Raw genomic sequence first — 19,335 nt, 5'->3', positions numbered from 1 at the left:
CCCGAACACCCCGTGCCGTGCCGTGACGTGAGTAGAGGAAGCACCGTGATCCCGGTTTCGTACGCCCAACAGCGTCTCTGGCTGATCGACCAGATCGAGGGGCCGACCGCGCTGTACAACCTGCCGTTCGCCCTGCGCCTGCGCGGCGAGCTCGACACCGCCGCGCTGCGCGCCGCGACGGCGGACGTGGTCGCCCGGCACGAGGCCCTCCGCACGGTGTTCCCGGTGGTCGGGGGAGTCCCGGTGCAGCGGATCCTGCCCGCCGAGGAGGCGCGGCCGCGCTTCCTGGTGCTGGACCGCGCACCGGCCGACTACCCCGCCCACCGGGACGCGGCCGCCGCCGAGACCTTCGACCTGAGCCGCGAACTGCCCATCCGGGTCACGGTGTTCACCCTCTCCCCGACCGAGCACGTGCTGCTCGTCGTGCTCCACCACATCGCCGGCGACGGCTGGTCGCTCGGCCCCCTGCTTCGCGACCTCGCCGAGGCCTACCGGGCCCGCCTCGCCGGCGGCGCCCCGTCGTGGGAGCCGCTGCCGATCCAGTACGCCGACTACGCGCTCTGGCAGCGCGACCTGCTCGGCGACGAGCACGACCCCGAAAGCCTGCTCGCCCGTCAACTCGACTACTGGCGCACAGCGTTGGCGGGCCTGCCGGAGGAACTGGAGCTGCCGACCGACCGACCCCGACCGCCCGCCCCCACCGGCGCCGCCGACTCCGTCGACCTCGCCTGGGACGCCGGCCTGCACACCGCCCTGCTCACCCTCGCCCGCACCCACCGCACCACCCTGTTCACCGTCCTCCAGGCCGGCCTGGCCGCCCTGTTCACCCGGCTCGGCGCCGGCACCGACATCCCGCTCGGCACCGGCGTCGCCGGGCGCGCCGACGACGCCCTGGACGACCTGGTCGGCTTCTTCGTCAACTCCCTGGTACTGAGGGCCGACACGTCCGGCGACCCGAGCTTCGCCGAGCTGCTCGGCCGGGTCCGGGAGGCCCAGCTCGACGCCTTCGCCCACCAGGACCTCCCCTTCGAGCGCCTCGTCGAGGAGCTCAACCCGCCCCGCGCGCTCGGCCGCCACCCGCTGTTCCAGACCCTGCTGGTGCTGCAGAACCACGGGCAGGACGCCGCGCCCGACCTGCCCGGGCTGGAGAGCGCACCGGAACCGATCGGCCTGCGCGTCGCCAAGTTCGACCTCAACATCGGCATCGCCGAACAGCACGGCCCGGACGGCGCCCCCGCCGGGCTCACCGGCTCGATCGAGTACGCCGCCGACCTCTACGACCGCGCCACCGTCACCGCCCTCGCCGACCGGCTCGGCCGGCTGCTGGCCGGCGCCGCCGCCGACCCGCAGGCGCCCATCGCCACCCTGGACGTGCTCGCCCCCGAGGAGCGCACCCGCATCCTCGTCGAATGGAACGCCACCGACGCCCCCCGGTGGAGCGGCACCCTCGTCGAGTCCTTCGAGCGCCGGGCCGACCGCACCCCGCACGCCACCGCCCTCGTCCACGACGGCGGCAGCCTGACCTACGCCGAACTCGACACCCGCGCCAACCGCCTCGCCCACCACCTCACCGCCCTCGGCGTCGGCCCCGAGACCCCCGTCGCGATGCTGATGGAGCGCTCCGCCGACGTCGTCGTCGCCACCCTGGCCGTCCTCAAGGCCGGCGGCTGCTACGTCCCCATGCACCCCGGCCTGCCGCCCGAGCGGATGACCGGCGTGCTCGCCGACACCGGCGCCCCCGTGCTGCTCACCGACCGCGCCGACCCGGGCTTCCCGCACGGCGCCGCCGTGGTCCGCCCCGGCGACGAGGCCGGCGCCCCGGCCCACCGCCCCGGCGTGCCCGTCCACCCGGACCAGCTCGCCTACGCGATGTACACCTCCGGCTCCACCGGCCGCCCCAAGGGCGTCGCCGTGCGCCACCGCGACGTGCTCGACCTCGCCGCCGACCGGCGCTGGCAGGACGGCCGCCACCAGCGCGTCCTGCTGCACTCCCCGCACGCCTTCGACGCCGCCACCTACGAGATCTGGACGCCGCTGTTGGCCGGCAACACCGTCGTGGTCGCCCCGCCCGGCGCCCTCGACGCCACCGCCCTGCACGCCGTCACCACCCGCCACGACGTCACCGCCGTCTTCCTCACCAAGGCCCTGTTCGACCTCGTCGCCGAGCAGGCCCCGGAGACCTTCGCCGCCCTGCGCGTCGTCTGCACCGGCGGCGAGGCCGCCTCCGGGGTGCTGCTGCGCCGGGTCCTGGAGGCCTGCCCCGAGCTGCTGCTCGCCCACGTCTACGGCCCCACCGAGACCACCACCTTCGCCACCCACCACCCGCTCGCCCCCGCCGACCTCGACGGCCCCCGGGTGCCGATCGGCGGCCCGCTCGACAACATGCGCAGCTACGTCCTCGACGCCCGGCTGCGCCCCGTCCCGCCCGGCGTCCCCGGCGAGCTGTACCTCGCCGGCGCCGGCCTGGCCCGCGGCTACCTGGGCCGTCCCGGCCTGACCGCCGAACGCTTCGTCGCCTGCCCGTACCTGCCCGGCGGCCGTATGTACCGCACCGGGGACCTGGTGCGGCTGCGCGCCGACGGCGCCGTGGAGTTCCTCGGCCGGATCGACGGGCAGGTCAAACTGCGCGGCTTCCGGATCGAACTCGGCGAGATCGAGGCGGCGCTGTCCCGCCACCCCGCCGTCCGCCAGGTCATCGTGATCGCCCGCGAGGACCGCCCCGGCGACACCCGGCTGGTCGCCTACTGCACCGCCGAGGCCTCGCTCACCCCGGCCGAGCTGCGCGCCTTCGCCGGCACCGCGCTGCCCGGCTACATGGTCCCCGCCGTGGTCGTCCTGCTGGACGCGCTGCCGCTCAACGCCAACGGCAAGGTCGACCGCCGCGCCCTGCCCGCCCCCGACCTCGCCGCCGACGACACCGGGCGCGCCCCGCGCGACGAGCGCGAACGGGTGCTCTGCGAGCTGTACGGCGAACTCCTCGGCATCGACGACATCACCATCGACGACGACTTCTTCGCCCTCGGCGGCCACTCCCTGCTCGCCACCCGCCTGGTCGGCCGGGCCCGCACCGAGCTCGGCGTCGAACTCGCCATCGGCGACCTCTTCCAGACCCCGACCGTCGCCGGGCTCGCCGACCGGCTCGCCGACCGCGCGACCGGCACCCCCGCCCCGGCCCGCCCGGCGCTGCGGCCCGCCGCCCGGCCCGAGCGGGTGCCGCTCTCCTTCGCCCAGCGCCGGCTCTGGTTCCTGGCCCGGGCCGACGGCCCCTCGGCCACCTACAACGTCACCCTCGCCCTGCGGCTGCGCGGCCCGCTCGACCCCGCCGCCCTGGAGGCCGCCCTCGGCGACGTCGTGCACCGGCACGAGGCCCTGCGCACCGTCTTCGGCGAGCACGACGGCACCCCGTACCAGCGCGTCCTCGACGCCCCCGCGACCGGCCTGCTCACCGTCACCGACCGCCCGAGCGACGAACTCGCCGGCCACACCTTCGACCTCGCCACCGACCTCCCGGTCCACGCCTACCTGCGGCCCGAGGGGGCCGAGGAGCACGTGCTGGTCCTGGTCGTCCACCACATCGCCGGGGACGGCGCCTCGCTGGGCCCGCTCTACCGCGACCTCACCGACGCCTACCGGGCCCGCCTCGCCGGCGACGCCCCGCCGTGGGAGCCGCTGCCCGTCCAGTACGCCGACTACGCGCTCTGGCAGCACGAACTGCTCGGCGACGAGGACGACCCCGAGAGCCCGCTCGCCCGCCAGCTCGCCCACTGGCGCGAGGCGCTGGCCGGCGCGCCCGAGGAGCTCCCGCTGCCGCTGGACCGCCCCCGCCCGCCGGTCGCCACCCACCGCGGCGCCGTCGTCCCGCTGGAGTTCGACGCCGACCTGCACGCCCGGCTCACCGCGCTCGCCGCCGAGCACGGCGTGACCCTCTTCATGGTCCTGCGGGCCGCGTACGCCACCCTGCTGCACCGCTTCGGCGCGGGCACCGACCTGCCCATCGGCACCCCGCTGGCCGGCCGCCTCGACGAGGCCGTGCAGGAGCTGGTCGGCTTCTTCGCCAACACCCTGGTGCTGCGCACCGACCTGTCCGGCCGCCCGAGCTTCGCCGAACTGCTGGCGAGGGTCCGGGAGAGCGACCTGGCCGCCCACGCCCACCAGGACGTGCCCTTCGAGCGCCTGGTGGAGGAGCTGAACCCGACCCGCTCGACCGCCTGCCACCCGCTGTTCCAGGTGATGCTGGCCTTCGCGGGCGCCGCCGAGGACGGCCCCGACCTGCCCGGCGTGACGGTGACGGAGGAGCCGGTCGACTTCGGGACGGCCACCTTCGACCTCACCCTGCGCCTGGTCGAGCGGCAGGGCGCCGAGGGCGCCGCCGCGGGGCTGGCCGGCGTCCTGGAGTACGCCACCGACCTGTTCGACCGCGCGAGCGCCGAACAGCTGGCCGCCGCCCTGGAGTCGATCCTCCGCCAGGTCGCCGCCGACCCCCGGCGGTCCGTCGCCGAGCTGGACGTCCTGCCCGCCGGGCGGCGCGCCGCGGAGGCGGCCGACCACACCCCGCTGCCCGCGACGGTGCCCCTGGTACCGGCCGTCTTCGAGGCGCGGGCCGCGGCCACCCCGGACGCGGTGGCCCTGGTCTGCGGCGAGCTCTCGCTGACCTTCGCCGAGCTGAACGCCCGGGCCAACCGGCTCGCCCACGCGCTGATCGCCCGGGGCATCGGCCCCGAGCGCGTGGTGGCGCTGGCCCTGCCGCGCTCGGCCGAGACGGTGGTGGCCGTCCTCGCGGTGCTCAAGGCCGGCGGCGCCCACCTGCCGCTGGACGCCGAGTACCCGGCCGAGCGGACGGCGCACATGCTGGCCGAGGCCCGCCCGGCGCTGGTGCTCACCGACGACCGCTGGCCGCTGCCCGAGGTGCTCGACGGGCACCCCGTGCTCGACCTCGCCGAGGGCGCGGAAGGCCCGCGGACCGACCCGGCGCCGCGGGCCACGGCGGCCGACGCCGCCTACGTCATCTTCACCTCCGGCTCCACCGGCCGCCCCAAGGGCGTCGTGGTGCCGCACGGCGGCATCGCCGCGCTGCTGGCCGCCCACCGCGCGGGCGTGATGGCCGGGGTCGCCCGGCAGCGGGTCGCGCTCACCGCCTCGCTCTGCTTCGACGCCTCCTGGGACGGCCTGCTGTGGCTGGTCGCCGGCCACGAGCTGCACCTGATCGGCGGCGACGTGCGGCGCGACGCCCGGGCCCTGGTCCGCCACACGCGCCGGCAGGGCATCGGCGTCCTGGAGGTGACGCCCTCCTACGCCGAGCAGCTGATCGAGGAGGGCCTGCTGGAGGAGCCCGCGCCGGCCCTGGTGCTGCTCGGCGGCGAGGCCGTCGGCCAGGCGCTCTGGACGCGGCTGCGCGAGGCCCCGGGCACCGCCGCCCACAACCTCTACGGCCCGACCGAGTGCACCGTCGACGCCCTGACCCACCCGCTGGACGCCACCGGGCGGCCCGTCCTCGGCCGCACCGTCGCCGGCACCCGCTGCCACGTCCTCGACGAGTACCTCAACCCCGTCCCGGCGGGGGTGCCGGGGGAGCTGTACCTCGCGGGCGCCGGCCTGGCCCGCGGCTACCTGGCGCGGCCGGGCCTGACGGCGGAGCGCTTCGTCGCCTGCCCGTTCGAGCCGGGCGCGCGCATGTACCGCACCGGGGACCTGGTGCGCCGCACCCGCGACGGGGAGCTGGAGTACCTGGGCCGCACCGACCACCAGGTGAAGATCCGCGGCTTCCGGATCGAACCCGGCGAGATCGAGCGCGCCCTGACCGCCCACCCGCGGGTGCTCCAGGCCGCCGTCCTGCCCGACGGGGACGGGCTGCGCCTGGTCGCCTACGTGGTCGCCGACGGCCCGCTCGACCCGGCCGAGCTGCGTGCCACCGCCGCCCGGACGCTGCCCGGCTACATGCTGCCGGCCGCGATCGTGCCGCTGGACGCGCTGCCGCTGAACGCCAACGGCAAGCTGGACCGGTCCGCCCTCCCGGCGCCGGACTTCGGTGCGCTGTCGGCGGGCCGGGCGGCGCGCACCCCGCAGGAGGAGATCCTGTGCGGGCTGTTCGCGGAGGTGCTCGGCCTGGACGGGGTCGGCATCGACGACGACTTCTTCGACCTGGGCGGGCACTCGCTGCTGGCCACCAAGCTGCTCAGCCGGGTGCGGGCGGCGCTCGGCGCGGAGCTGGGGATCCGGGAGGTCTTCGAGGCGCCGAGCGTGGCCGGGCTGGCCGCCCGCCTGGGCGCCGGCTCCGAGCGGGCGGCCCTCGGTACGGGCCGTGAGCGCCCCGACCGCGTCCCGCTGTCCTTCGCCCAGCAGCGCCTGTGGCTGATCGACCGGATGGAAGGCCCCAGCGCCCTCTACAACGCGCCGCTGGCGCTGCGCCTGACGGGGGAGCTGGACGCCGCCGCGCTGGAGCTCGCCCTCGGCGACGTGGTCGCCCGGCACGAGAGCCTGCGCACCCTGATCGAGGAGTTCGACGGCACCCCGTACCAGCGCGTCCTTCCGGCCGGGGAGGCCGTGGTCCCGCTCGACACCCGGGACTGCCCCGCCGACGAGGTGGCCGCCACGGTGGCCGGGCTCTGCCGCCACGCCTTCGACCTGCGCACCGAACTCCCCGTCCGCGCCGCCCTGCTGCGGGTCTCGGCCGAGGAGCACGTGCTGGTCCTGGCGCTGCACCACATCGCCAGCGACGGCTGGTCCCTCGGCCCGCTGGTCCGCGACCTCACCGGCGCCTACGCGGCCCGCACCGAGGGCGCCGACCCCGGCCGGGCGCCGCTGCCCGTCCAGTACGCCGACTACGCGCTCTGGCAGCGCGAGCTGCTCGGCGAGGAGAGCGACCCCGAGAGCCTGGCGGCCCGCCAGCTCGCCCACTGGCGCGAGACCCTGGCGGACCTCCCGGACGAGGCGACGCTGCCGCTGGACCGCCCCCGCCCGCCCGTCGCCTCCCACCGCGGCGACCGGGTGGCGCTCACCCTGGACGCCGAGTGCCACCGCGAACTGGTCGCGCTCTCCCGGGCCCACCGGGTCACCCTGTTCATGACCGTGCAGGCGGCCCTCGCCGCGCTGCTCACCCGCCTCGGCGCGGGCACCGACGTCCCGATCGGCTCGGTGGTGGCCGGGCGCTCCGACGAGGCGCTGGACGAGCTGGTCGGCTTCTTCGTCAACACCCTGGTGCTGCGCACCGACACGTCCGGGAACCCCAGCTTCGCCGAACTGCTCGGCCGCGCCCGGGAGACCGCCCTCGGCGCCTACGCCCACCAGGATGTGCCCTTCGAGCGCCTGGTGGAGGAGCTCAGGCCGGCCCGCTCGCTGGCCCGCCACCCGCTGTTCCAGATCATGCTGGTGCTCCAGAGCAACGAGCGGGCCGAGCCGGCCACGGCGGGCCTGCGCGTCGAGCCGCTCGCGGCGGGCAACGGCTCCGCCAAGTTCGACCTCAGCCTGATCGCCGAGGAGTCCTTCGGCCCCGACGGCGAGCCCGCCGGGATCGACTGCGCCCTCGACTACGCCACCGACCTCTTCGACCGGGAGACCGTCGAGGCCGTCGCCGTCCGCCTCGGCCGGCTGCTGGCGGCGGTGGCCGCCCGACCCGAGCTGCCGATCGGCCGCATCGAGCTGCTGTCGGCCGAGGAGCGCACCGCGCTCCCGGCGGCCGGCGCCGCCCTGCCGGCCGAACTCCCGCTGCTGCCCGCCGCCTTCGCGGCCCAGGCCGCCCGCACCCCGGAGGCCGTCGCGCTGGTCTGCGGCGAGGTCCGGCTGACCTTCGCCGAACTGGACACCCGGGCCGAGCGGCTCGCCCACCGCCTGCGGGCCGCGGGCGCCGGGCGGGAGTCGGTGGTCGCCCTCGCCCTGCCGCGCTCGGCGGAGACCGTGGTCGCCATGCTCGCCGTGCACAAGGCCGGCGGCGCCTACCTGCCGCTGGACGCCGAGTACCCGGCCGAGCGCACCGCCCACATGCTCGCCGACGCCCGCCCGGCGCTCGTCCTCACCGACGACCGCTGGCCGCTGCCCGAGGTGCTGGCCGGCCTGCCCGCCCTGGACGTCGCCCCGTTGTCCGAGGACGCCCCGCCGGCCGAGGACGCCGAGGCCGGCGCGTCCCACCCGGGGTGGTGCGCCCCCGACCCGGGCGACGCCGCCTACGTCATCTACACCTCCGGCTCCACCGGCCGCCCCAAGGGCGTCGTCGTGCCGCACGGCGCCGTCGCCGCCCTGCTCGCCGCCCACCGCGCCGCCCTGATCCGGGGCACCGAGGAGGCCCACGGCCGGCAGCGGATCGCGCTCACCGCCTCGCTCTGCTTCGACGCCTCCCTGGAGCCCCTGCTCTGGATGTTCGCCGGGCACGAGCTGCACCTGATCGGCGACGAGCTGCGCCGCGACCCGGCGGCGCTGGTCCGCCACACGGCCGCCGCCGGGATCGACGCCCTGCACCTCACCCCGTCCTACACCGAGCAGCTGATCGAGGAGGGGCTGCTGGACGCACCCGCGCCGCGCCTCCTGCTGCTCGGCGGCGAGGCCGTCGGCCAGGCGCTGTGGCAGCGGCTGCGGGAGCACCCCGACACCGCGGGCCACAACTTCTACGGTCCGACCGAGGCCACCGTCTACGCGCTGACCCAGCCGTTCGACGCGGCGCGGCGCCCCGGTCTCGGCGGCCCGATCGCCGGGGTGCGGGCGTACCTCCTGGACGAGTACCTCAACCCCGTCCCGGCGGGGGTGCCGGGGGAGCTGTACCTCGCGGGCGCCGGCCTGGCCCGCGGCTACCTGGCGCGGCCGGGCCTGACGGCGGAGCGCTTCGTCGCCTGCCCCTTCCAGTCGGGCGCGCGCATGTACCGCACCGGGGACCTGGCCCGCCGCACCCGCGACGGCGGCGTCGAGTACCTGGGCCGCACCGACCACCAGGTGAAGATCCGCGGCTTCCGGATCGAACCCGGCGAGATCGAGCAGGTGCTGGCCCGCCACCCCGCCGTCCGCCAGGCCGTGGTCACCGTCCGGGAGAGCGACACCGGCGACCGCCGCCTGGTCGGCTACTGCACGGTGGACCGGGAGGCGCCCGAACTCGCCGCCGAGCTGCGGCGCTTCGCCGCCGAGTCGCTGCCCGGCTACATGGTGCCGGCCGCCGTCGTGCTGCTCGACACCCTGCCCCTGACCGGCAGCGGCAAGGTGGACCACCGGGCGCTGCCCGCGCCGGACTTCGGGGCGCTGTCGGCGGGCCGGGCGGCGCGCACCCCGCAGGAGGAGATCCTGTGCGGGCTGTTCGCGGAGGTGCTCGGCCTGGACGGCGTCGGTATCGACGACGACTTCTTCGACCTGGGCGGGCACTCGCTGCTGGCCACCAAGCTGCTCAGCCGGGTCCGGGCGGCGCTGGGCGCGGAGTTGGGGATCCGGGACGTCTTCGAGGCACCGACGGTGGAGGGGCTGGCCGCCCGCCTGGGCACCGGCTCGCGGCGACCGGCGCTGAGCGCGGCGGGCGAACGCCCGGAGCGGGTGCCGCTGTCCTTCGCCCAGCAGCGCCTGTGGCTGATCGACCGGATGGAAGGCCCCAGCGCCCTCTACAACCTGCCGCTCGTCCTGCGCGTGGCGGGCGAGCTGGACGCCGCCGCGCTGGAGCTCGCCCTCGGCGACGTGGTCGCCCGGCACGAGAGCCTGCGCACCCTGATCGAGGAGTCCGACGGCACCCCGTACCAGCGGATCCTGCCCGCCGGGCAGGCCCGCGTCCGGGTCGAGCTGCTGCCGCCCGGCACCGAGCCGGCGAGCTGCACGGCCCGCCCCTTCGACCTGGCCGCCGACCTGCCCGTCCGCGCCCACGTCATCCCGGCCGGGCCCGGCGAGCACCTGCTCGCCCTCGTCCTGCACCACATCGCCGGGGACGGCTGGTCGATGGGCCCGCTGCTGCGCGACCTCGCCACGGCCTACGCGGCCCGCACCGGCGGCGCGGCCCCGCAGTGGGCGCCGCTGCCCGTCCAGTACGCCGACTACGCGCTCTGGCAGCGCGAACTGCTCGGCGAGGACGGCGACCCGGAGAGCCTGCTCGCCCGCCAGCTCGCCCACTGGCGGGAGGCGCTGGCCGGCCTGCCCGAGGAGCTGTCGCTGCCCGTCGACCGGCCGCGCCGAGCCGCCGCCTCGCACCGCGGCGACCGGGTCGTCGTCCCGTACGGCGCGGAACTCCACCGCGCTCTAGGCGATTTGTCGCGCCGGCAGCGGGTGACGATGTTCATGACCGTGCAGGCGGCCCTCGCCGCGCTGCTCACCCGCCTCGGCGCGGGCACCGACATCCCGATCGGCTCGGTGGTGGCCGGGCGCGGCGACGAGGCGCTGGACGAGCTGGTCGGCTTCTTCGTCAACACCCTGGTGCTGCGCACCGACACGTCCGGCGATCCGAGCTTCACCGAGCTGCTGGCCCGCGTCCGGGAGACCCAACTCGACGCCCACGCCCACCAGGACGTGCCCTTCGAACGCCTGGTGGAGGAGCTGAACCCGGCCCGCTCGCTGGCCCGCCACCCGCTCTTCCAGGTGATGCTGCTGCTGGAGGGCCGGGGCGACTCGGCGCCGCTCGCCGCGGCCGGCCTGGACGCCTCGGCGGTGTCCTCCGCCGGGACGGTCGCCAAGTTCGACCTGAGCGTGGGCCTCGGCGAGTCCTTCGACGCGGACGGCGCGCCCGCCGGCCTGGAGTGCGCGATCGACTTCGCCACCGACCTCTTCGACCGGGAGACGGTCGAGGCGATCGCCGTGCGCCTCGGCCGGCTGCTGGCGGCGGTGGCCGCCCGGCCCGAGCTGCCGATCGGCCGGATCGAGCTGCTGTCGGCCGAGGAGCGCGCCGCGCTCCCGACCGCAGGCGCCGCCCTGCCGGCCGAACTCCCGCTGGTCCCGGCCGCCTTCGCGGCCCAGGCCGCCCGCACCCCGGAGGCCGTCGCGCTGGTCTGCGACGACGTCCGGCTGACCTTCGCCGAGCTGAACGCCCGCGCCAACCGGCTCGCCCACCACCTGATCGGGCGGGGCATCGGACCCGAGTCCGTGGTCGCCCTCGCCCTGCCGCGCTCGGCCGGGAGCGTGATCGCGACGCTGGCCGTGCTCAAGGCCGGCGCGGCCTACCTGCCGCTGGACGCCGACCACCCGGCCGACCGCACCGCCCGCACCCTCGCCGACGCGGCCCCCGCCCTCGTCCTCACCGACGACGGCTGGCCCCGGCCCGAGGCGCTGGCCGGCACCCCCGTACTGGCCCTCGCCGAGGCCACCGGGCCGGACACCGACCCGGCCCCGCGCGCCTCGGCCGGCCACGCCGCCTACCTGATCTACACCTCCGGCTCCACCGGCCGCCCCAAGGGCGTCGTCGTCCAGCACGGCAGCCTCGCCGCCCTGCTGGCCGCCCACCGGGCCGGGCCGATCGCCGCCGCCGAGGCCGCGCACGGCCGACTGCGGGTCGCGCTCACCGCCTCGCTCTGCTTCGACGGGTCGCTGCAGAGCCTGCTCTGGCTGTTCGCCGGGCACGAGCTGCACCTGATCGGCGACGAACTGCGCCGCGACCCGGCCGCGCTGGTGCGGCACGTGCGCGCGGCGGGCATCGGCGCCATGGACGTCACCCCGTCCTACGCCGAGCAGCTCCTCGCCGAGGGCCTGCTGGAGGGCGCCGCCCCGGCGGTCCTGGTGCTGGGCGGCGAGGCCGTCGGCCAGCACCTCTGGACGAGCCTGCGCGCGGCGCCGGGCACCACCGCCTACAACCTGTACGGCCCGACCGAGGCCACCGTCTACGCCCTCGGCCGGCCGCTCGGCGGGGCGGAGCGTCCCGGTCTCGGCGGCCCGATCGCCGGGGTGCGGGCGTACCTCCTGGACGAGTACCTCAACCCCGTCCCGCCGGGCGTGCCCGGGGAGCTGTACCTGGCCGGCCCGGGCCTGGCCCGCGGCTACCTGGGCCGCCCCGGCCTGACGGCGGAACGCTTCGTCGCCGACCCGTCCGCGGCCGGGGCGAGGATGTACCGCACCGGGGACCTGGCCCGCCGCACCCGCGACGGGGAGCTGGAGTACCTCGGCCGCACCGACCACCAGGTGAAGATCCGCGGCTTCCGGATCGAACTCGGCGAGATCGAGCACGTGCTGACGCTCCACTCGCGGGTCGGCGCCGCCGCCGTGCTGCCCGCCGCGGACGGGCTGCGCCTGGTCGCCTACGTGGTGGCCGACGGCCCGCTCGACCCCGCCGAACTGCGCGCCTTCGCCGCCGGCCACCTGCCCGGCTACATGCTGCCCGCCGCCGTCGTCCCGCTGGCCGCGCTGCCGCTCACCGGCAGCGGCAAGCTCGACCGGACGGCGCTGCCCGCACCGGACTTCGGGCAGCTCGCCGGCGGCCGCGCCGCCCGGACGCCGCAGGAGTCGATCCTGTGCGGGCTGTTCGCGGAGGTGCTCGGCCTGGAGGTCGTCGGCATCGACGACGACTTCTTCGACCTCGGCGGCCACTCCCTGCTCGCCATGAAGCTGCTCGCCAAGGTCCGCGGCGCCCTCGGCACGGACCCCGGCATGCGGGCGCTGTTCGAGACACCCACCGCGGCCGGGCTCGCCCGGCGGCTCGACCACGGCCCGGCGGCCGACGCGCTGGACGTCCTGCTGCCGCTGCGCGCCGGCGGCGACCGGCCCCCGCTGTTCTGCGTCCACCCGGCGGCCGGCATCAGCTGGGTCTACTCCGGGCTGCTGCGCCACCTCGGCCCCGAGCAGCCGGTGTACGGCCTCCAGGCCCGGGGCCTGCGCGGCGACGCACCGGCGAGCGTCGCCGAGATCGCCGAGGACTACGTGCGGCAGATCCGCGCGGTGCGTCCCGACGGCCCGTACCACCTGCTGGGCTGGTCCTTCGGCGCGGTGGTCGCGCAGGAGATGGCCGTGCGGCTGCGGGCCGAGGGCGCCGAGGTCGGCCTGCTGGCCCTGCTCGACGGCGCCCCGGCGGTCCGCACCGCCGACGCCCCGCCCGTCGAAACCGCCGACACCCTCGCGGAGTTGCTGCACTCGCTCGGCCACGACCCGGCGGACGGCCGGGGCCTCGCCGATCTGCGGGCCGTGCTCGGGGAGGCCGTGGCCGTGCTGCCGGAGGTCTTCGACCGGCACCGCAAGCTGATGGCCGAGCACGTGCCGGGCCGCTACCGGGGGGACGCCGTCTTCTTCGGGGCGACCACCGGCAAGCCCGCCGACTGGCCGTACGAGGAGAGCTGGCGGCCGTACCTGGACGGCCGGATCGAGAGCCACCGCCTGGCCTGCGCCCACGGCGAGCTGACCCGGCCGGAACCCCTCGCCCGGATCGCCGCCGTGCTGACCGAGAAGCTGCACACCGAGACGCCGCACACCGAGACGCCGCACACCCAGAAGCCGGGAGCGTGACCCGCGATGACCACCACCGTCCCGATCGAATCACCGGCGCCGCCGGAGCGGCCGCGCGGCCGGTGGGGCCTGTGGGCCCAGGGGGACTTCCGCCGGCTCTGGATCGGTGAGACCACCAGCACCCTCGGCACGGCCGTCGGAAGCGTGGCGCTGTCCCTGGTGGCCGTGGTCACCCTGGGCGCCGGCCCCTTCGCGGTGGGCGTGATCAACGCCGCCGCCTGGCTGCCCTGGCTGTTCCTCGGCCTGCCGGCCGGAGCCTGGGTGGACCGCTGGCCCCGGGTGCGGGTGATGCTGGTCTGCGACCTGCTGCTGCTCGTCCTCTTCGCCAGTGTCCCGGTGTCCGCGTGGCTGGGGGCGCTCTCCCTCGCCCAGCTGGTGGTGGTGGCCCTGCTGACCGGGGCGGTGAAGGTGTTCTTCTCCACCGCCTACGGGGCGGTGCTGCCCACCCTGGTGGCGAAGGCCGACCTGCTGGAGGCCAACGTCAAGCTGCGCTCCGGGGCCTCGGCGGCGGAGATCGCCGGCCCGGGCGCGGCCGGTCTGCTCGCGCAGGCCTTCGGCGCCGCCAGCGGGATGCTCGCCGACTCGCTCACCTACCTGGTGTCGGCGTTCTGCCTGCGGCGGATCAGGACGGAGGAGCGCCCCCCGCCGGTGTCCGAACGGCGCGGCATCCCGCGCGAGATCGGCGAGGGCGTCCGGTTCCTGCTGCGCGACCCCTACCTGCGCACGTTCGCCTGCTTCGCGGCGGTCGGCAACCTGGGACTGAACGGCATCCAGGCGGTGCAGACGGTCTTCCTGGTGCGCAGCGTGGGGATCGAACCGGGCGCGGTGGGCGCGGTGTTCGCGCTGGTGAGCGTCGGCGGGCTGGCCGGTGCGATGCTGGCCGGGCGGATCGCCCGCAGGCTGGGCACCGCGCGCGGGCTGCTGGTCTGCGAGCTGGTGGTCGCGCCCTTCATCCTGCTGCTGCCGCTGGCGGGCGAGCGGCTGCCGCTCGTGGTCAGCGCGCTCGCCTGGGCCGTCGCGGTCTGCGGCGTGGTGGCGGGCAACGTCCTGGCCGGCAGCTTCTCCCAGGCCTACTGCCCGCCCGAGATGATCGGCCGGATCAGGGCCAGCTCCGCGACCCTCAACTACAGCGCGATCCCGGTGGGAGCGCTGCTCGGCGGCTGGCTCGGCGAGGTGATCGGCGCCCGCGGCACCATCTGGCTGATGGCGGGCGTGCTGCTCTCGGCCGGCGGGGTGCTGCTGGCCAGCCCGCTGCGCGGCCTGCGCGACTTCCCGACCCGGCCGTCGGACCCCGCCGCCTGACCGCGCCGCCCGGCCCCGCCCCACCCCGCGCCACCTCCCGACCCGCCCTCACCCGGAGGCCCCGATGACCCGCACCGCCCGCCCGCGCCACTACCTGATGTGCCGTCCGACCCACTTCGAGGTCAGCTACGCGATCAACCCGTGGATGGACCCCGCCAAGCCGGTGGACACCGACCTCGCCGTCGCCCAGTGGGAGCGGCTGTACGCCCTCTACGGCGAGCTCGGCCACCGGGTCGACCTGATCGACCCGCTGCCCGGCCTGCCCGACATGGTCTACGCGGCCAACGGCGCCACCGTGGTGGACGGCAAGGTGCTCGGCGCGCGCTTCCGCAACGCCGAGCGGGCCGCCGAGGGCCCGGCCTACCTGGAGTGGTTCCGCGCCCGGGGCTTCGAGACGCGCGATCCGGAGCACGTCAACGAGGGCGAGGGGGACCTGCTGCTGACCGCGGGCTTCGTGCTGGCCGGGCGGGGCTTTCGCAGCGTGGCCGACGGGCACGCGGAGGCCCAGGAGTTCTTCGGCCGGCCGGTGATCGGGCTGGAGCTGGTCGACCCGCGCTACTACCACCTGGACACCGCGCTCGCCGTGCTCGACGGCGACGAGATCATGTACAACCCGGAGGCCTTCTCGGCCGGGAGCCGTGCCGTTCTGCGGCGGCTTTTCCCGGACGCGCTGCTGGTGGGCGGCGAGGACGCGGCGGTGTTCGGCCTCAACGCGGTGAGCGACGGCCTGCACGTGGTGCTGCCGGAGGCGGCCGTCGGCCTGGCCGCGCGGCTGCGCGAGCGCGGCTTCCGGCCCATCGGGATGGACCTCAGCGAGCTGCTCAAGGGCGGCGGCAGCGTGAAGTGCTGCACCCTGGAGATCCGTTCGGAGATTCGTTCGGGGATTGGTTCGGAGATCCGTTCGGAGGTCTGAGAAGCGGCTCCGCCGGGCACCGGTGATCAGTGGTGACCACCGGTGCTCGGCTGTAGATCGGCCGTTGACCGCCCCCGGCCAGACTGGTGCCACACCACGACGGAACCCCTTCCCCCCGGGGAAGCGACCCAAGGGAGCACCAGAGATGACGCAGCGTCCGGCCACCGCCCGTACCCGCCTGCGGCTGTTCACGGTCGGCCTCGGGGTGGTCGTCGCCCTGGGCGCGGGCCTCTCCGCCACGGTCGCCGTGGCGGAGTCGGCCGGCACCGGGACGGCGACGGTGGTGAGCGGCGACGCGACGCCGACGGCCGTCCCCACCCCGACCCCGACCAGCACCGGGCACGGCAGCACCGGCGACTGGAACAGCACCGGTTCCTGAGCATGCCGAAGCCGGCCGCAGGATCGTTTCTTCAGCAGCCCGACGAGAGCCGGTCGGCGGCCCGCCGCCCCTTCGGGACCGAGGGAGCCGACGGGACGGACGGAGCCGAGGGAGCCGACGGGACGGACGGAGCCGATACGGCCGATGCGGCCGACGGAGCCGGCGCGGCCGACGTGGCAGAACCCTCCCGCGCGGACAGCAGCCCCGCCACCTCCGCCGCCTCCGGCAGCCCCAGCCGGACGAAGATCCGGTGCGCCTCCCGCAGCCGGCCGCCCGCCTCGGCCTCCCGCCCGAGGTCGGCCAGGGTCCGGCCCAGCACCACCAGCGCGTGGCCCTGGTCCCGCTCGGCACCCAGCTCCTCGCACAGCTCCAGCGACTGCCCGGCGTGCTCCAGCGCCTCGTCCGTCCGGCCCAGCGACCGCAGACTGTCCGCCATCCGGTAGCGGGCGTGCGCCGCCCGGGCCCGCAGACCGGCCGCCGAGGCCACCGCCAGGCACTCGCCGAACCAGGTGACCGCCTCCTCGTGCCGCCCCAGCCCGTGCAGCGCCAGCCCCAGCACGTACAGCGTGTACGCCCGGCCCGGATCGTCGTGCCGGGTCCGCAGTTCGGCCAGCACCTCGTGGCAGATCGGCACCGCCTCGGCGGCCCGCCCGCTGCGCACCCGGGCCAGCGCCGCGTTCACCGTCGTCACCAGTGCCCCGGAGCGGTGGCCGAGTTCGCGCGCCAGCAGCAGTGCCTCGTCGTAGTGCCCGACGGCCTCGTCGTAGCGGCTGAGGAACTGGCAGACCAGGCCGAGGTCGTTCAGCGCCTGGCGCAGGATCACCGTGTCGCCCGCCGAGCGGGAGGCGGCCACCGCCAGCCGGGAGGCCGACTCCGCCTCCTCCAGCCGGGTGGCGGCCAGGGCGACGTTGCCGCGGAGGAAGTGCGCCCGGCCAGCTGCCCGGTGGTCGGCGCGGTGGACCGCGGCGGCGGCCAGATCCTGTGCGGTGGTGGCCAGCTGACGGCTGGGCGGGGCGAGGACGAACGGCGTGAGCGCGATCAGCAGATCGATCGCGGCGCGCAGCGGCTCGGGCCCCGGGCCCTGCCCCGGCCCCTGCCCGTGTGTCGGCGCAGGGCCGTCGGCGGGGGCGGGCGGGGCGGCCGCGGCGTCGTCCGCGAGGGTCCAGCCCGCCACCTGGGCGGCCAGCGCGATCGCCCCGGAACCCTCCGCCTCGGCCCAGGCCCGCGCCCCGTCCGGGCCGTCCAGCGGAACGCCCGCGCTGCGGGCGGGCCCCAGCGCGCCGGCCGCCGGATCCCCGGGAACGGCGTGCTGGAAGGCCGTGCACGCGGTGGCCAGCAGGTGGTCGAGCATCCGGTCGCGGGCCGCCACCGCCGCGCCGGGATCGTCCGGACGGCGCCGGGCGAACGCGCGCAGCAGGTCGTGGAAGCGGTAGCGGCCGGGGAAGGGCGACTCCATCATCGCCACGTCCACCAGGGCCTCCAGCAGGTCCTCGGCGTCGTACTCGTCGAGGTCCAGCAGGGCGGCCGCGGCCTGCAGCCCGAGGTCCGGGCCGTCCACCGAGGCGGCCAGCCGGAACGCCCGGGCCTGGGCGGGCGTCAACTGGCGGTAGCTCAGTTCGAAGGCGGCCGCCACCTCCAGGTCGCCGATGCGCAGCTCGTCGATCCGCCGGCGCTCGACCGCCAGCCGGCGGCCCAGCGTCTGCACCGTCCAGCTCGGCCGGGCGGCCAGCCTGGCCGCCACGATCCGCACCGCGAGCGGGAGGTGGCCGCAGACGAGCAGCAGCTCCCGGGCGGCCTCGGCCTCGGCGGCCAGCCGCTCGGCGCCGATGGTGCGGCCCAGCAGTTCGAGCGCCTCCTCGGGTTCGAAGACGCCCAGGTCGGCCTGGACGGTCGCGGGCAGGCCGGACAGCCGGGTGCGGCTGGTGGTGAGCACGGCGCAGCCGACCGCGCCCGGCAGCAGCGGTCTGATCTGCGCGGTGTCGTGGACGTTGTCGAGCACCAGCAGCAGCCGCCGGCCGTCCACTACCGAGCGGAACAGCGCCGAGCGGGCGTCCAGTCCGTCCGGCACCGCGTCGGCCGGCACGCCGAGCGCCACCAGGAAGCCGCTGAGCACCGCCTCCGGGTCGGCCGGGGTGGCGTCGGCGCCCCGCAGGTCGACGTAGAGCTGCCCGTCCGGGTAGGCCTCGCGCACCCGGTGGGCGACGTGCAGGGCCAGCGCGGTCTTGCCGACCCCGCCCATGCCGACCACGGTCGCGATCGCCAGCGCCTGCTGGCCGGGCGCGCCGAGGGCCCCGCGCAGCCGCTCCACCAGCACCGTACGGCCGGTGAAGTCGGCCGCGTCGGGCGGAAGCTGGGCCGGTCTGGGGGCCGGCACGCCGCTCCCGGCCGGGGCGGCGGCGGGTGCGTCCGGCGCCGCGGGTCCGCCGGCCGGCTCCGGCGACCCGGCCCCGGGAGCGGTCCGCTCCGCCGGGCCGGCGACGGGCGCGGCCGGCCCGGGCACGGCGGACACCGGCCGGAGGACCGGCGCCGGGGCGGCCAGCGTCGGGTCGCCCTCCAGGATCCGCTGGTGCAGCAGGTCCAGCTCCGCTCCGGGCGCCACGCCCAGCTCGGCCAGGAACAGCTGACGCGCGCCGCGGAACACCGCCAGCGCGTCCGCCTGCCGCCCGGCCTGGTACAGCGCGCGCATCAGCAGCCCGTACGCCCGCTCGTGCAGCGGGTGTTCGGTGGTCAGCGAGGTCAGCTCCGGGATGCACCGGGAGTAGCGGCCGAGCGCCAGGTCCAGGGCGATCCGCTCCTCCAGCAGGGTCAGCCGCAGCTCCTGGAGCCGCTGGCGCTGGCGCTGCGCGAACGGGCCGGGGATGCCGGCCAGCGGCTCGCCCTGCCACAACTCCAGTGCCTGGTTCAGCAGATCACGCGCCTGCTGCGGCTCCCCGGCGGCCGCCGTGCGCTCGGCCTGCGCCGCCAGCTCCTCCGCCTGCGCCGCGTCCACCGCGTGCTTCGGCAGCACCAGCCGGTAGCCGTCCCCGACCGAGGTCAGCACGGTCGGCGCGTCCGGTTCCTCGCCGTGCAGCACCTTGCGCCACCGCCAGGCGTACGTGCGCACCGTCGTCATCGCGGTGCCCGGCGGCTCCTCGCCCCACAGGGCGTCGATCAGGTCGGTGGCGCTCGCGCCGTGGCCGGGCCGCAGCAGCAGCACCGCCAGCATCGCCTGCTGCTGGGGGCTGCCCACCTTCAGCGCGGTCGCGCCGCGCTGCGCTCTCATCAGTCCCAGCACCGAGAACCGGAAATCATCCATCCCTGCACCTGCCCGCCTCATGTGCTCGCCCCCGTCCGCGCACGTGCCGCCCCCCGATTCGATGAGCCCCTATCA

General features: G+C 76.6%; 5 protein-coding genes. 4 read left to right on the top strand and 1 reads right to left on the bottom strand.

Features of this window, described 5'->3' with window-relative positions:
• Window positions 1-45: 45 nt before the first annotated feature.
• The 4 genes from ACFVVA_RS06995 (at window position 46) to ACFVVA_RS06980 (ending at window position 15,965) form a co-directional block, all read left to right on the top strand.
• Window positions 46-13,371 carry an amino acid adenylation domain-containing protein gene (locus ACFVVA_RS06995; RefSeq protein ID WP_387686435.1) on the top strand — a complete coding sequence of 4,442 codons (13,326 nt, stop codon included), beginning with the start codon at window positions 46-48 and terminating at the stop codon, window positions 13,369-13,371.
• Between the two features lie 6 nt (window positions 13,372-13,377).
• Window positions 13,378-14,673: an MFS transporter gene (locus tag ACFVVA_RS06990; protein WP_387686433.1), complete on the top strand. Its 1,296-nt coding sequence runs from the start codon at window positions 13,378-13,380 to the stop codon at window positions 14,671-14,673.
• Between the two features lie 64 nt (window positions 14,674-14,737).
• A complete protein-coding gene (gene ddaH, locus ACFVVA_RS06985) occupies window positions 14,738-15,586 on the top strand; it encodes a dimethylargininase (protein WP_387686430.1) in 849 nt (282 codons plus the stop codon).
• 145 nt (window positions 15,587-15,731) lie between these two features.
• Entirely contained in the window at window positions 15,732-15,965 is a 234-nt protein-coding gene (locus tag ACFVVA_RS06980; RefSeq protein WP_359911374.1) for a hypothetical protein, read from the top strand.
• A 31-nt stretch (window positions 15,966-15,996) separates the two neighbouring features.
• Here ACFVVA_RS06980 and ACFVVA_RS06975 read toward each other — a convergent pair whose 3' ends face one another.
• Window positions 15,997-19,260 carry a BTAD domain-containing putative transcriptional regulator gene (locus tag ACFVVA_RS06975; protein WP_387686428.1) on the bottom strand — a complete coding sequence of 1,088 codons (3,264 nt, stop codon included), beginning with the start codon at window positions 19,258-19,260 and terminating at the stop codon, window positions 15,997-15,999.
• Between the last annotated feature and the right edge of the window lie 75 nt (window positions 19,261-19,335).

The organism is Kitasatospora sp. NPDC058048 (assembly GCF_042885555.1).
Classification (GTDB): domain Bacteria; phylum Actinomycetota; class Actinomycetes; order Streptomycetales; family Streptomycetaceae; genus Kitasatospora; species Kitasatospora lactacystinica.
Note: the sequence above shows the minus strand (reverse complement) of the source record. Positions and strands in the feature narration are given on the sequence as shown.